The sequence below is a fragment of the Halobaculum sp. MBLA0143 genome, from assembly GCF_041361465.1.
GTDB lineage: Archaea > Halobacteriota > Halobacteria > Halobacteriales > Haloferacaceae > JAHENP01.
In genome coordinates this window covers 47,039-61,628 of the sequence record NZ_JBGKAC010000002.1, presented here as the reverse complement: position 1 = coordinate 61,628, position 14,590 = coordinate 47,039, and the positions used below count along the sequence as shown (strand labels likewise).

Annotated in this window: 12 protein-coding genes; 7 read left to right on the top strand and 5 right to left on the bottom strand. The window is 67.9% G+C overall.

Annotated features, from left to right (window positions below; translation table 11 throughout):
- Positions 1-11 precede the first annotated feature (11 nt).
- Both RYH79_RS15790 and RYH79_RS15785 read right to left on the bottom strand, forming a co-directional pair.
- Positions 12-2,432 carry a right-handed parallel beta-helix repeat-containing protein gene (locus tag RYH79_RS15790; protein ID WP_370901077.1) on the bottom strand — a complete coding sequence of 807 codons (2,421 nt, stop codon included), beginning with the start codon at positions 2,430-2,432 and terminating at the stop codon, positions 12-14.
- A 227-nt stretch (positions 2,433-2,659) separates the two neighbouring features.
- Positions 2,660-3,289, bottom strand: a complete 630-nt coding sequence (locus RYH79_RS15785) for a hypothetical protein (RefSeq protein WP_370901075.1) — start codon at positions 3,287-3,289, stop codon at positions 2,660-2,662.
- A 363-nt stretch (positions 3,290-3,652) separates the two neighbouring features.
- On the opposite strand from RYH79_RS15785, the gene RYH79_RS15780 reads away from it, so the two are divergent.
- The 6 genes from RYH79_RS15780 (at position 3,653) to RYH79_RS15755 (ending at position 9,331) form a co-directional block, all read left to right on the top strand.
- Complete coding sequence (locus tag RYH79_RS15780; protein WP_370901073.1) at positions 3,653-4,330, top strand: hypothetical protein; 678 nt, start codon at positions 3,653-3,655, stop codon at positions 4,328-4,330.
- 51 nt (positions 4,331-4,381) lie between these two features.
- Entirely contained in the window at positions 4,382-5,476 is a 1,095-nt protein-coding gene (locus RYH79_RS15775; RefSeq protein ID WP_370901071.1) for a S26 family signal peptidase, read from the top strand.
- Positions 5,477-5,781: 305 nt separating this feature from the next.
- Positions 5,782-6,369 carry a DUF7344 domain-containing protein gene (locus tag RYH79_RS15770; protein WP_370901069.1) on the top strand — a complete coding sequence of 196 codons (588 nt, stop codon included), beginning with the start codon at positions 5,782-5,784 and terminating at the stop codon, positions 6,367-6,369.
- A gap of 96 nt (positions 6,370-6,465) precedes the next feature.
- Complete coding sequence (locus RYH79_RS15765) at positions 6,466-7,263, top strand: flagellin (RefSeq protein ID WP_370901067.1); 798 nt, start codon at positions 6,466-6,468, stop codon at positions 7,261-7,263.
- A 109-nt stretch (positions 7,264-7,372) separates the two neighbouring features.
- Entirely contained in the window at positions 7,373-8,941 is a 1,569-nt protein-coding gene (locus tag RYH79_RS15760; RefSeq protein WP_370901065.1) for a S8 family serine peptidase, read from the top strand.
- Positions 8,942-8,986: 45 nt separating this feature from the next.
- Positions 8,987-9,331, top strand: coding sequence for an amphi-Trp domain-containing protein (locus RYH79_RS15755; RefSeq protein ID WP_370901063.1), 345 nt, complete (start codon positions 8,987-8,989; stop codon positions 9,329-9,331).
- Between the two features lie 27 nt (positions 9,332-9,358).
- On the opposite strand, the gene RYH79_RS15750 is transcribed toward RYH79_RS15755, so the two are convergent.
- Complete coding sequence (locus tag RYH79_RS15750; RefSeq protein ID WP_370901061.1) at positions 9,359-10,354, bottom strand: ABC transporter permease; 996 nt, start codon at positions 10,352-10,354, stop codon at positions 9,359-9,361.
- A gap of 96 nt (positions 10,355-10,450) precedes the next feature.
- On the opposite strand from RYH79_RS15750, the gene RYH79_RS15745 reads away from it, so the two are divergent.
- Positions 10,451-11,671: an ABC transporter permease gene (locus RYH79_RS15745; RefSeq protein WP_370901059.1), complete on the top strand. Its 1,221-nt coding sequence runs from the start codon at positions 10,451-10,453 to the stop codon at positions 11,669-11,671.
- 21 nt (positions 11,672-11,692) lie between these two features.
- Here RYH79_RS15745 and RYH79_RS15740 read toward each other — a convergent pair whose 3' ends face one another.
- Both RYH79_RS15740 and RYH79_RS15735 read right to left on the bottom strand, forming a co-directional pair.
- Positions 11,693-12,844: a SipW-dependent-type signal peptide-containing protein gene (locus tag RYH79_RS15740; RefSeq protein WP_370901057.1), complete on the bottom strand. Its 1,152-nt coding sequence runs from the start codon at positions 12,842-12,844 to the stop codon at positions 11,693-11,695.
- A 160-nt stretch (positions 12,845-13,004) separates the two neighbouring features.
- Complete coding sequence (locus RYH79_RS15735; RefSeq protein ID WP_370901055.1) at positions 13,005-14,543, bottom strand: SipW-dependent-type signal peptide-containing protein; 1,539 nt, start codon at positions 14,541-14,543, stop codon at positions 13,005-13,007.
- Positions 14,544-14,590: the final 47 nt, after the last annotated feature.

Sequence of the window (14,590 nt, the reverse complement as noted above, 5' to 3'; positions counted from 1 at the left end):
AGCTGTGTCGGCTACTCTGTCGCCTCCGGGTCGGCCGGCGGCTTCGGACCACGCCACTCCGTGTCGGTCGACGTGCCCTCGGCCGAGGCCGTCGAGAACCCCACCGGTTCACCCGCCTCGTTCCAGTTCGGCCCGGGTTCGGTCGACCAGGGGTCGGCGTCGACCAGTCCCTCGGTTCCGGTACTGTTCGTTCCCTCACCGGGGCCATCGTCGTCGCCCCACCAGTTCCCGGTCGCGTCGACTCCCGTCTCGCCCTCGTTGGCGACCCCGACCAGATTGGCGACGATGTCGTTGCTACTCACGGTCAGTGTGCCGGCGTCTGTCCCGGCAACGGAGACACCGTCGTCGTTCTCTGCGATCAGATTCTCTCGGATCGACACCGCCGACCCGGAGAAGTGGGCGATTCCGGCACCCTCCTGCTCGCCTTCTTCGGTCACGAACTCGTTGCCGGTGACGGTGTTGTCGAGCACCCGTGCGCTCGTCCCGACCACACCGATCCCGACGGCACCGCCACCAGAGCTCCCGTCGAACGTGACCCCTTCGACGGTCGGCGTGGCTCCACCGAACGCTCCACGCCCGGAGACGAGTGCACCGTAGAACGAGTAGTTCTCGACGGTGCAGTCCTCGACGAGCACGTCCGACAGCGACGGGACGAACAACCCGTTGGTGACACCACTCACGACCACGTCACGTAGCGTCACACCCGGCTCGAACGCCGCGAGACCGTAGCCGAACACTTGGTCGGTCACCTCGAACGTCTCGAAGGTGACGCCGGGGTCGAGGATCTGAACCCAGCCGTCGACCGTCGGTCTGTCGTGTCCGACGAGCGTGACGTTGCCGAGCGGTGCCGACCCGGGGCCCGTCCCGGCGTCCTGTGACCCGATCTGGAGCCCCGGGTTGCGGCCGTAGCTGTCTGTGCCGTACGTCCCGTCGGCGACGTCGATCCGAGCACCCCGCTCGGAGACACCGAGTGCCTCCGAGATCGTCGGCAGGACTGCCTGCTGGTACGGCGCTACGTCGTCAGGTCGAATACTGCCCGGCGTGACGCTGTCTGTCCCCGCTGCTCCCCCGAGTCCGTCGGCGAGGAACTCGTTGTCCGTGACGAACTCGTCCAGCGCCACGTCCCCAGTGATGTCACCCAACCGGAACTCGGTCCCGCCGAAATCGTTGTCCGCGAACGTCGTCTCGTCGCCTGCCGCCTTGACCTCCGCGCCGAGCCCGACGTTCTGGACGGTGTTCTCCTCGAAGCTGTAGTCGCTCCCGTCGGCCTCGACCCCGAGACCGACTCCGAGGAACGGGCCGTCGTCGGCCAGCACAGAGTCGACGGTGTTCGCTCGAACGTCGACCGCACTCGGCACGATGTCGTGGTTCCCGGTGGCACGGATCGTGACACCGAACCCGTAGCTCGTGACCTCCTGACCGAGATCGGCGACACGGTTGTTCTCGACGACGGCATCCTTGACGTTCCCCTGAACGCTGATCCCTGCGACACCACCCGAGACCGTGTTCTCGAGCCCGCGGACCTCGTTGTCGCGTACGGTCACGTCTTCGACCGGGTCGTCCGCGTCGCCACCGAAGGCGACGATCCCCCCGACGCCGTAGAAGCCGCCCTCGTCGGTTCGCTCGAACCCGTCGACCAAGTTGTCGACGATCGAGACGTTACTGGCCGACCCGCTCACGCGGATCGCCTCGGCCTCGGTCGTGTCCGTCGCTGCCGGCGGCGAGACGGTGAACCCGTCGACGGTCACGTCGTCGGCTTCGACGAGGATACGCCCCTCGACCACGACTTCACTGGAGCCGGTCGTGGTGAGTGTCAGGTCCGGCTTGCCGATGGCGACGGTCTCCGGGTACGTTCCGGACTCCACGAACACGGTCGTCCCGGTCACTTCGTCGATCGCGTTCTGGATCGAGTCGAACTCCCCGTCGTCGGGATCGGTAGTCACGACCGCCGCCTCGTCGCCGCCCGCGTCACGTGGCTGTGACCCACCCGGAACGTCCACGTCGGCGTGGATCGTCCCCGTCAGCGACTGGTCGGTCCCGACGGCGTCGGTATCCACGAACAGCCCGAGCGACACCGACTCGCCGACCGGGAGCGTCACGACGCTGTTGTCGCCGTCGTTGAGTCGCCGCGACGAGTTCGACTGCGGGTAGAAGTACAGGTCGTCGCGGCTCAGGTCAGACTCGGAGAAGTCCAGCCTCACCCACGCGTACACTGTCTGTGTGCCCCGATTCACGAGCTGGAGTACGTCGTCGAACTGGTACACCGAGTCCGTCCCGAGTCCGATCTCCGATCCCTTCGAAAAGTCAAGAGAGACAGTCTCCCCGTCACTGTCGGTGAAGGCTCGTGCGTTCGGCCCGCTCCCGGGTTCGATACCCAGGAGTGCCTCGCTGTCGTCGGCGACCGAGACCGAGAGGTCTCGGCTCGCCTCCACGCTAGTAAACGCCCCTGTTCCCACTGCGCCTGCCCCAGCTGCCGTTCCGAGTCCAATTAGTAGGCTACGTCGCTTCATACAGTGTCCCCCTCTCGGGAAGGCCCACCGACGGAGTCGAACCGTCGTCACACGACAGGTGCCGTGTCGTAGCCCTCGACAGCGGGAGAGGCGCTACGTGCCAACGTGGGTGTGGTTCCGACTCGATCCTCCCTCGAGCGACAGTCTTCTCAGTTCGTCTTGTCCGTCTCCTCCGCTACGATTGTCATCTCTATCGGGTCGTCAGAGAGATCCTCCGGCGTGTTGACCCGACAGCTAACGTTCTCGAGCCGACTGCCGACGCCGAGGATCACCGGGTTGCTCGCCGAGAAGCCGGCACCCTGGTCTTGATCGCCGTCGTTGTCCGGATCCGGGTAGGCCGAGTTGCCAGGGTCGCGAACGCCCCCATCGTCGTTACTGTCCGGCCCTTCGGCGAAGAACGCGATGCCACCAGGCTGGTCCGGGTCCACGTACACCTCGACCGTCTGGGTCCCCTGGTTCACGATGTCGAACAGGTTGGAGAACTTGGTGCTCGCGTTCTGGTTGAGCCCTGTCGCGCCCTCGTCGCTGCCGGTGAAGTCCAACGCCAGCTGCCCGTCACTCGGTAGGGTGACGTAGTCACCTGCGTTGGGGGTGACACTGCCCCCCCCATCCTCACCAGTTGTCGCCTTCTGGAAGGCGAGCAACGCGCTCGAGTCGCCAGCGACCTCCACGCTGATGTCCCGATTCGCCTCCACGCTCGTGAATGCACCCGTACTCACTGCCGTTGCGCCGCCGACGGCGGCCGATCCGAGGGCCGCCAGCATCTTGCGTCGTTGCATCGGTGTTCACCCCCTCTCGGGGAGGCCCACCGGCGGAGTCGAACCACCGAACTCGGTCGGCCCGTCGTCGGCCCGACCAGCTCACCCTGCGTGGGTCACCGGGTCGCCCCGGCTCACACTGACACACAACGAGCGGTACCCACCTTGTAATGAGCCGAGTGAGACGACGCTCGCCGAGCCAGCGGTTCGGTGTCGGAGCGCCTGTACGACCGAACGGAGTGTCAGTGAGCGGCGAACTACGATTCGAGAGCCGTGAACCACGGGCTGAGAGCCGCGAACGGACGCCCTGAGACGGTTCAATCGTGGGCTGTGGCGCTCTTGGCGGCGTGTTACTAATGAGGCGGGCGCACACATGGTGGCTAGATGACACGCTGGCGACGATTCGTGCTGTTGGGGGTCGCGGTACTCGGACTCGTGACAGCGACGAGCGGGTACGCAGCGGTGTCGACCGACCGGTCCGTCGGTATCGATATCGCCGAGCGAGGGCAGGGGTACGTCGAGACGGAGGCGTGGTCGGACGGGGAGCCCCCGTCGGTCGCCGCCGGCAGCGAGGCGGAGACGGCCGTCCTCCGGGTCGCCAACCGGTTCGGCTTCGGTGCCGACGTGACGGTCACCGTCGGCGAGGTCGTGGGCGGGAGCCTGACGCTGGAGGACACCACGCAGTACGTCGCCGGCGGCGGGAATGAGACGTTCCGCGGGACGGTGTCGTGTAACGAGTCGACCCGTGGGGCGGTCGTGGTCCCGGTGTCGGTGAGCCTCACGGCCGACGACGAGGGCGTCGGGGTGGAACTCGACCGAGAGATCCGGTTCACGTGTTCGGCGCCAGCGACCAACGACAACGCCAGCGATAATGCTAGCGACAACGCCAGCGACAACGCCAGCGATAACGCCAGCAACAACGACGACAGCGACGACGCCAGCAACAACGACGACAGCGACGACGCCAGCAACAACGACGACAGCGACGACGACGACAGCGACGACGACGACAGCGACGACGACGACAGCGACGACGACAACGACAACGACGAGGAGGGCTGATCGACCGTGCGCCCGCTCCAGACCCTCGGGACGGCTCTCGAGGTTGCGTTCGTGCTCCTGGCAGTCGCGCTCGTCGTCGGCCAGCTCCTCGGCCAGCCGGTGCTCGTGAGCTACGTCCGCACGGGGAGCATGGAGCCGACGATCGACGCCGGCGACGGGTTCGTCCCGTTGCCGACGGCCGTGACCGGCCCGCCGGAGGAGGGCGACGTGGTGACGTTCCGTGCCAGACAGCTCCAGGGTGGTGGGCTCGTCACCCACCGGATCGTCGACCGGACGGACCGCGGCTACGTCACCCGCGGGGACGCGAACCCGTTCACGGACCAAGACGGCGAGGAGCCGCCGGTCAAGCGGACGCAGATCGTCGCGGTGGCGGCAGAGGCCGGTAGCGGCGTGGTCGTGATCCCGGAACTCGGGACGGTCGTCCAGGCGATCGGCGGCGCCCTCGGGACGATCCAACGGTACGCGGCCGCTTACACCGGTCTACGGTCGCTGATGGGGCTCACCGGGGTCGGGTACGGACTCGGACTCCTGTCTGCGATCGGCTACGTCGTCGATGTCGTGACCAGGAGTCGCCGCGAGACGGACGAGCGCGACCGCACACCGGACCGCGACCGTGGCGGGACGGACGGCCAGCGGTACCTCCGCGTGTTCACGGCGATCATCGTTGTCGCAGCCACGGGGACGATGCTGTTGCCCTCCGGGCCGACGGAGTACGGCGTCGTCAGCGCGGAGTTCGACAGCGATCAGCCGAGCGTGATCCCGGCCGGCGAGACCCGCGAGCAGGCCGTCCGGCTGGGCAACACCGGGCTCGTTCCAGTGGTGGCGGTGCTGGAACCGGTCGGCGACGGGATCGGCGTCCGCGACCGGACGGTGTCGATCCCGTCTCGAGGCGAGGCGACGACGGAGATCACCATCACCGCACCCGAGGAGACGGGCTACTACCGGCGCGTCCTCACGACACACCGGTATCTGGCGCTCCTGCCGACACCGATGATCGTCGGACTCGCCGGCGTCCACCCCTGGCTCCCGGTAGTCGTGATCGACGCCGTCCTGGGAGGCGGCTTCTACCTCCTCGGCTACCCACTGCTGGCCGGCCGGATCCGGAGCCGCGACCGTGACGATCGCCGCCGCTCCGGCACTCTGTGACGGAGCCTCTCAGCCACTCAGTAGTTCTCACAGATTGATAATTGCAGGACGATACCACACCCACTGGGGTGTCGGACCCGTCGACCGGGCGCGCCCGACGATTCACCGGCGCTGACGCGTGCCTGACGGTTCGTTCTCACAGATTTTACGCTGAGTCTAGTTATTTCTATTTCTCACATGACGACTATGATAAACGGGCTCTTATAATAGAGGCTTTCAACGGAGAGATTCTGTATTTCACCAATCCACCGACACTACTCTCTCGAACTCTTATTACATATCCGTTGTAGGACACGTTACGACACATGAACGTGGTCGGGGAGGACTTGAGCGAGGCGGAGACGACAGAACAGTTGTTCGAGATCTTGTCGAACAGGCGGCGGCGGTACGCGGTGTACGCGCTGGGACAGGGGGAAGAAGACACAGTCGAGTTGGGCGAACTCGCCAGACGGATCGCGGCCTGGGAGACGGAACAGCCGCCGGAGCAGGTGTCGAGCACAGAACGCAAGCGGGTGTACACGGCGCTCCAGCAGTCACACCTCCCGAAGCTCGCCGACGCCGGGCTCGTGGACTACGACGAACGAGCGTCGGTGATCCACGCACGACCGGAGCTAGAGGAGTACGAAGTGTATATGGAGCTCGTTCACGGCCGAGAGATTCCCTGGAGCCACTACTACCTCGGACTCTCTGGAGTCGCGGTGAGCCTCCTGCTGGCCGTCTGGGTGGGCGCTCCGCCGTTCTCGACGCTGCCCGACGTAGTGTGGATGGCGGCGCTCGTCGCCGCTCTGACCGTATCTGCGGCCGCTCACGCCTACTTCTCTCGTGGGGTCGAACTCGTCGCCGACGGCACGCCGCCGGAAGTCGAAATCGGCCCCGGCGAGACGGACGACTGAGACGAGCAGACCGCCACGCCTCGCGTTTTTCTCAGAACTGATTTTTCGACCCAAGTGTTATAAATTGGGGCCGTTACCTCGATATGAGCCGATACGATGCGCAGACTGTTCGACGGGGCGAGTGACGAGTCGGGACAGGTCGGAATCGGGACGTTGATCGTCTTCACCGCCATGGTGATCGTCGCGACGATCGCGGCAGGAGTGTTCCTCGACACCGCCGGGTTCCTCCAGTCGAAGGGCGAACAGACGGGCGAGGAGTCCGTCGACCGCGTCACGTCGCGGCTTCGGGTCGTCTCCGTCGCCGGAAACATCACTGGCAACCGGAACGACCACCTGACGAAGTCCGGCGGCGACGCGCTGGCCGACGGGACGGTGAACACGTTGTCGGTCACGGTCGAGCGGCCACCGGGCGGAGAGGAGATCCGGCTCCGCAACCTCACCGTTCTGTGGCGTGGACCCAATCAGACCACGACACTCTACCACGGCGGGACGGAGCCGTACGCCCCCGGGCGGGCGGGTGGGGACGGGTTCGGCGCCGGCGACAGTTCGACCGCCGGAGCGACGGCCGGGATCTCTCCGGTCCAGCAGTCCGACCCGGCCACGAACCCCGGGAGTCTCGACGGAGCGAGTGATCCACACCTGACGTACCACACTTTCTCGCCGAACTCCGACCAGAACACGCTGCTGTCGAGTGACGGCCAGTTGGCGTCGATCTACATCAACGTCGCGGCCGTCGAGAGCGGGACCGCCGACGACAGGCGGCCGGCCGATCTCGACCCGCTCACCCGAGGTGACCGGGCGCGGATCGTGTTCGTCACCGGTGGCGGCGGTCGGACGGTGGTCCAGGTGGTCGTACCGCAGTCGATCGGCCCGGACGACATTATCGAACTGTGACCCGAGATACGACGACGCGACGACAGGCGAGACCGAGCGGGAGAGACGACGCGCGGGAGCGCCGACCGACGCGTGAGACAACGGCACGCGGGCGTCGAGGGTGGTCGCCGTGACGGACGACGACGGGCTCTCACGCCGTGGGTTCCTCCGAGCGACCGGCGCGGCGGCGGCGGCGACCACGGTCGCCGGGCCGGCGGCGGGCCAGGAGCCGTCCGCCTCCCGGGCGGATCGGGTGCTCGTCGGGGTGTCGGCAGCCGCCGACAGCCTCCGTGGCCCGGTGGCGGAGACGATGCCGGAGTCGGCAGCGATCCGTTCCGTGGACGACACGCTACGGTACGTCACCGTCCAGTTCCCGCCGGACACGCCGACGGCAATCGAACACGACTACGTTCAGACCGCCGAGGCCCACGACATGGTGCGGTACGCCGAGCGGAACAAACTCCGGACACGGCGACTCACCCCGGACGACCCGCTCCGGAGTGAGCAGGAGTCGTTGGACCTGATCAACGCGAACGCGGCGTTCGACACCACGGTCGGCTCTTCCGACGTCCGGATCGCCGTGATCGACACCGGCGCCGACTACGAACACGAGGATCTGGCCGCGAACGTCCGGGCGAACCCCGGGAGAGACTTCGTCTTCGGCGGCGACAGCGACCCGATCAACGGAACCAACAACGGCCAGCCGCAGCCACACGGCACTCACGTCGGCGGAATCGCCGCGGCGGTGACAGACAACGAGACGGGCGTGACCGGTGTGAGTCAATCGGAGCTGATCTTCGGTCGTGCACTCGGGGATAGCGGTGCCGGATTCACCGAGGACATCGCAGACGCGATTCGGTGGGCGGGCGACCAGAACGCCGACATCATCAACCTCTCGCTTGGCGCTTCGACCGCCTCGAACGTAGAACTGAGCGCGGTCCAGTACGCACACCGCAAGGGGGCGTTGCTCGTCGCGGCTGCGGGCAACGACGGGAGGGAGGCTGTCAGCTTCCCGGCGGGCTACGACCTAGTCGTCGCAGTCGCGGCAGCCGACTCCGACGGCACTCTCGCCTCGTTCACCAACACCGGTGAACAGGTCGAAGTGGTCGCTCCGGGGGTCGACTACCTGTCTACGGTCCCGGACGGGTACAAAGGCAAGAAGTACACGGGGTTCAGTGGAACCTCGATGGCCTCGCCGTGTGCCGCCGGCGTCGCGGCACTCATCATGGCCCAACACGGGACGGATCGGACGGAGACACGCAGACACCTGCGAGCGAGCTCCGAGGTTACCACTCCGGTCGGTATCGTCGACGCGCAGGCGGCCGTCGAGGAGGACCCGGGCGACATCCCGGTCCCGCCGAGGCCGAGCGGCGGGCTGCGACAGAGGACCGACAGCGTCACGAGCCGGCTCTCCGGGTTCGACGACTCCGACTGCTACCGGTACGGCTTCTCGTTCGACAACCCCTCGGCCGTCGACGTCGAGCTGAGCGGGGAAGACGGGACCGACTTCGACCTCTACGTCAACGACGGCGTTGCGAACTGCCCGACGAACGACACTGCGACGAAACGGTTCGTCTCCACGGACAGCAACGAGAGCCTCACCGTCCAGAACCCAGACGTCTCGGTACCGCTGTACGTCACTGTCGACTCGTACGCCGGCAGCGGTCGCTACACCCTCGAGATTGTCGAGACCGGCTGACCCCGACCGCCACGTTCTTGTTTTAGGCGGGCCAAAATTCGAGCGATGACGGACGATCAGCCCGATGTCGACGGTGAGACGGGAGCGACCGGAGAGACGGAGACCGAGGAGACCGAATCGACGGAACGGACCGTGATCCGCAGCGGCCGCGAGTTCGAGCGGGAGTACCGACTGTCGGCGGCCGCGGCCGGCGAGTTCCTGGTCGACCTGGGTGAACGGCTCCAGTCCGGCGACGAGCTGACGATCACCGACGAGGAGTGGGAACTACCGTTCGGCTTCGGCGAACCCGTGGAACTGGAGGTGGACTACGACGGCGTCGACGACCCGGAACTGGAGATCGAAGTGGAACTCCCCGGACGGTCGGACGACACCGGTCCGTCGGTCGAGTGAGTCACCGGGCGGCCGGACGGGGGGTGCTCAGTCGTCGTCGACCGTCGCTCGGGGGTCGAGCGTGCCGTACACCACGTCCGCGAGGAGGTTCGCCGTCACCCCGACGGCCGCGAGGACGAACGTCACCCCGAGCACGATGGGGAGATCCTGTCGTCGAATCGCCCGGACCCCGAGCGCGCCGAACCCGTCCAGCCCGAGCGCGGTCTCCAACACGAACACCTCCACGACGAGCACGCCCAACACGTCCGCGACGAACAACGACGCCAGCGTGACGGCGCCGTGTCGCAGGACGTGACGGCCGACGGCTCGGCGACCGCCTCCCTTCGCTCGAACCGTCTTGACGAACGCCCGCCGGAGCCGCTCGTTCGTCTCCGTCCGAACGTACCGCGCCTGGACCGCGAGCAGACTCAGCCCCAGCGCCAGCGACGCGCTGACCGTTCCGACGCCGACGCCGGAGGCCGCCAGCCAGGCGGTCGGCACCGCGGCCGCGAGGACGACCGGCAGCGCGATCAGCGCCAGCCAGAAGTTCGGCAGCCCGTACAGGAGGTACGACAGCCCGGCGACGCTCCGCTCGCGGCCGCTCGTCGTCCGGCTCGCCGTCGCCAGCCCGAACAACGTGCTCCCGACGAGTGAGCCGACGACCGCCGGCGTCACCCAGACGGCCGTCGTCGCCAGCCCGTCGCCGACGAGCGTCCGGACGGACCGCACGTCGAGCCGTGCCGGGTCCCGCGAGACTCCCCAGTCCAGCGTGACCACGCTCACCATCCAGTCGACGTACCGCACCGGCAACGGGCGGTCTAGCCCGTTCGCCTCGCGGTACGCCTGGACCGCCTCGCGTACCTGTCGGGTCTGTTCCGTCGCGTTGGCGTTCTCTGCGGCAGCCTGCCGGCTCGCTTCCGCCGCGACCCTGGCGACCGCCGGGTTGGCCGTGAGTTCGATCACCGCGAACGTCGCCGTCAGGACTGCCAGGAGTGCGACGGCCGCGAACGCCACTCGTCGGAGGAGGAACGTCCGTCTCGACATGGATCTGTTCGGGGACCGGCGTCGCCGGTGGCGACGCTCCGGCAACACCTACCGACAGAGATATTTTGTATCTTCGGGTCGACGAACCGCCCGACGGTGGTTCCCGATCCCGATCCCTCCCCCGACCAGACCGACGAGACCGACTGTGCTCCCGCGACGGACGGCGGCGTCGCCGGCGTCCACGAGATCGACTGGAGCGACGCGGACCCCTCGCCGTCCGTCCCGGTCGTCCGGCTCGTCCTCGCGGCGTTGGCGGCCGTCGGCCTCGCGCTCGCCTGGACGGAGACCCAGGCGACGAACGTCGACCCGTTGCTGGACCGCAACCCCACGCCGGTCGTCTGGCTGTTCCGAATCGCGCTCCTGACGGCCGCCGTGGTCGTCCTCCCGGCGGCCGTCCGGGCCCCGCGTGTCGCCCTCGCCCGGCTCCGGCCGCTCCGACGCGACCCACTCACCGCGGTCGCGGCGCTGACGCTCGCGGCCGCGACCGCCGTCGCCGTCGTCGGCCCCGTGGTCGCCGGCCTCCCCGACGCTGCGCCGCTGTCGTCGGATCAGCCGCCGGTCGCCGTCCAGGTCGCCTACCCGACGGCCACGAACGACTGCGTCGCCAGTGTCGTCGGCACCGGGGAGAGCCGAGCCTGTCCCGGTACGCTCCAGTACCCTCTCGGGACGAACGCGATCGGCTACGACGTGGTGACGCTGCTCGTCCACGCGCTCCGGAGTAGCCTCCAGATCGTCGTCGTCACCCTCGCGCTGGCGGTGCCGATCGGAACGCTCGTCGGCGCCGTCTCCGGTTACGCCGGCGGTCGCGTCGACGACGTGCTCTCCTGGTACGTCGACGTCCAGCAGTCGACGCCGACGTTCGTCGTCTACCTGCTGGGCGTGTTCGTGTTCGGCGAGAGTCACCTCCTGTTCGTCGGGGCGTTCGGACTCCTGGGCTGGGCCAGCACGGCGAAGCTCGTCCGCGGCGCCGTGCTCGAACGCCGTGACGCCGACTACGTCCGCGCGGCCCGTGGCGCCGGCGCCTCCTCGTCGGCCGTCCTCCGGCGGCACATCCTGCCGAACGTCTCCGGCACCGTCTTCGTGGAGGCGACGCGACGCGCTCCGCAGTTGCTCCTCCTCGAAGTCGGACTCACTTTCGTCGGGCTCGGCGACGCCGCGCGACGGGTTCCCTCGTTCGGCAACGTGATCCGCTCCGGAATCCGAGGAAACTGGTGGGTGTGGGTGCCCGCACTGGTGACCCTCACGGCCGTCGTCGCCGCCCTGTTGCTCGTCGGCGACGCGTTCGGTGACGACGTGCCGGGGCGCCAGCGGACGTGACCCCTCCCGTGGCCAAGTAGCTCACCCACCGCCGGCCGTCTCCGTCTCCTCGGGCGCCTGCCCGCTGCCGTCGTTGTGGCGGCACTGCTCGGTGTAGAACCCGAGATCGAACGTAGCAGAGTCCGTCTGAATCTCGTTGGCGTGGTCCACCGGGAGCCACCACGCGAACGCGACGTGTCGCGTCGTGGAGTTGGGGTAACAGTCCCGCGTCTCTGTCAACGGGTCGGCGTCCAACGGCACGCCGTTGCCGTCGGACAGCTCCGCCAACACCTCGCGGAGACTCCCGTCCGTTATCAGCGCCTCCTCGGCGGTGAGCGTGATGTTCGACGGCTCCGTCACCGCGTGCGGGGAGTTGACGACCTCCTCCGGCTCTAACACGTTGTCGCCGTCGTCGTGCCAGACGGCGACCTGGACCTCGTCCAACAGCTCGACGACACCCTCCTCCTCGTCGGGGTCGTCCGCCTCCGGCTCCGTCGTGCCGTTCTCGGCGGCGCTCACGAGGTCTCCCGTCAGCCAGATGTACCCCGGGTTGTGGAACAGGTGGAGGCTGAACGTCACCTCACCGAAGTCGCCCGGCTTCACGTCGTTCAAGTCGATCACGGGCGCCTCCAGGTCCTGCGGCACCTGCGCGAACTGGTCGCGGTAGGCCGTCTCCACCTCCTCGGCGGTGAGCCCGGGATTGAACGACGCAATCTGGTTGCGGGTGAGGATCGGATCCTGGTGGCCGTCGCCGTCGGCGTCCGGGTACGCCTCCACCTCGGTGTTGTACTGGAAGTCGTTCAGTGCCTCGCTGGGCACCGCCACCAGCGGCTCCGTCGGCGTCGGCACGCCGACGTACCCCGACGGGACCGCGCTCGGGTCGCCGCCCGTCGTCACCACCTCGAAGTCGTCCACGCCGTCGCCGTCGGTGTCCGTGTCGAACTCGTCGGGGTCACCGCCGATCAGGCTCCCGTCCACGTAGTCGTCGTTCTCGTCGACCGACCAGTCGCTGTAGTGTTCCGACCAGTCGACCATCAGGTCTAGTTCCCCCGCGACCAAGCGGTTCCCGTCGAACTCCTCGCGGTCCGAGAAGTACGCGCTCGTCCCCAGCCCCGACCCGGCCGAGACGACCCCGGCACCTCCCAGGGCCACGAGCAGTCGTCGTCGTGTCAGTGTCGTGTGTCCATCTGTCATGGTGTCCGCCGCGGCTGTGGCCGCGAGACCCACCGGCGGAGTCGAACCGCCGACCGCAACGACACGGCACACCGGTGTGGGTGAGTGGGTGGTGAGAGGGGACGGTCGTCGGGGCCGCCGCGTCACCGAGCGATGCGCCCGTGCCGCCGCCGTCCGGCGACTACAGGTAGATGACCCCGGAGCTGTCGGTGACGTTGTCGATGTCCTCTCGGCCGTCCTGGTTGCTCGGGCTCGGGTTCGACGCGACGCCCTCGCCGCCGTCGCTCGCGAACACTTCGTCGACGATCGCCGCGCCCGGGGTGCTCACGGGCGCCCCGGTCGCGCTCAGATCGCTCGTCCAGTCGATCTCGAACGTGTACGACAGCTGGTCGGCCGACTCCGTGGCCGAGAACCCCGACAGGTCCTCCTCGGCGACGACGACGAAGCTCCCGTCTGGCTGGCGGCGCTTGATGTAGCCGCCGGGGGTCGGCTGTCCGGCCGCGACCCGCTCGCTGTTGTCCGCGCCGCCGTAGCCGATCCGGAAGTCGTCCGTGAACCCGTTCGAGTCGGCCGCCGCCAGCCCGTCGAAGTCGTGGTCGACGACCGCCTCGACGACGTAACTGGTGGGGTTGCTCGGCCACTCGCCGGGCTCGTTGCCGTACATAGCGCCGTCCAGCTCCACGTCGATCGTCGTCGTCGGACCGGCGCTCACCACCGCGTTGATCCACTCGCCGCTCTCCCTGACGCCGTCGGTCGTGTCGCTCGACAGGACGACGTCCTCGGGCGCCTGCCCGGAGCCGTCGTTGTGGCGGCACTGCTCGGTGTAGAACCCGAGCGTGAACGTGGCAGAGTCCGTCTGGATCTGGTTGGCGTGGTCCACCGGCAGCCACCAGAGCAGACTCACCTCGGCGATGGACGATCCGGAGAAACACTCCCGACCGGTCGCCTCGTCGGCGATCCCGGTCGGCGACAACGGGACCCCCTTGTCCGAGGACGCCGCCGCCAGGAACTCGCGGAGCGTCATCTGGTTCGTCGGCTGGAACCCGGTGCTCGTGTCCTCGAACACACTGGAGTCTTGGATGCCGCCGACGCCGTACGCGATCTGAATCTCGTCTAGCAGCTCGACGACACCTTCCTCCTCGTCGGGGTCGTCCGCCTCCGGCTCTGTCACGCCGTTCTCGCTCGCGGCCTCCAACAACGCGCTCAGCCAGAGGTAGCCGGGGTTGTCACACAGCTCGACGGCGAACTGCACGCCGCCGAAGTCGCCCGGCTTCACGTCCTCGAGCTCGATCACGGCCGCGCCGTCGGCGTCGCTCTCCGTGCCGCAGAGGTCTCCGTCCACCGGAACGCCACCGTTGATGTTGTCGCCCGTCCGCAGCGTCCCGACGAACTGTTCGTACACGTCCGCCGTCTCGTCGTCTAGGTCCAGCGCGATGTCGTTGGCGTCCGGGTTCCCGTCGGGCGCCGGTAGCCGCACGTCCGTCGTCTCGGGCGAACTGGCCATCGAGGCGAACTCCGCCTCGTCTTCCGACCAGTCGCTGTAGTACTCGCTCGCGGCAACCTTCATGTCGAGGCTGCCGGCGGTGATGCTGTTCCCGGTGAACTCCTCGCGGTCCGAGAAGTACGCGCTCGTCCCCAGTCCCGCACCGGCAGAGACGACGCCCGCCGTCCCGAGTGCCGCGAGCACCCGTCGTCGTGAGAGTCGGATTCGGTCTGTCATGGTTCGGTCGTGTCTCCCCCCTCTCGGGGGAGTCCCACCGACGGGGT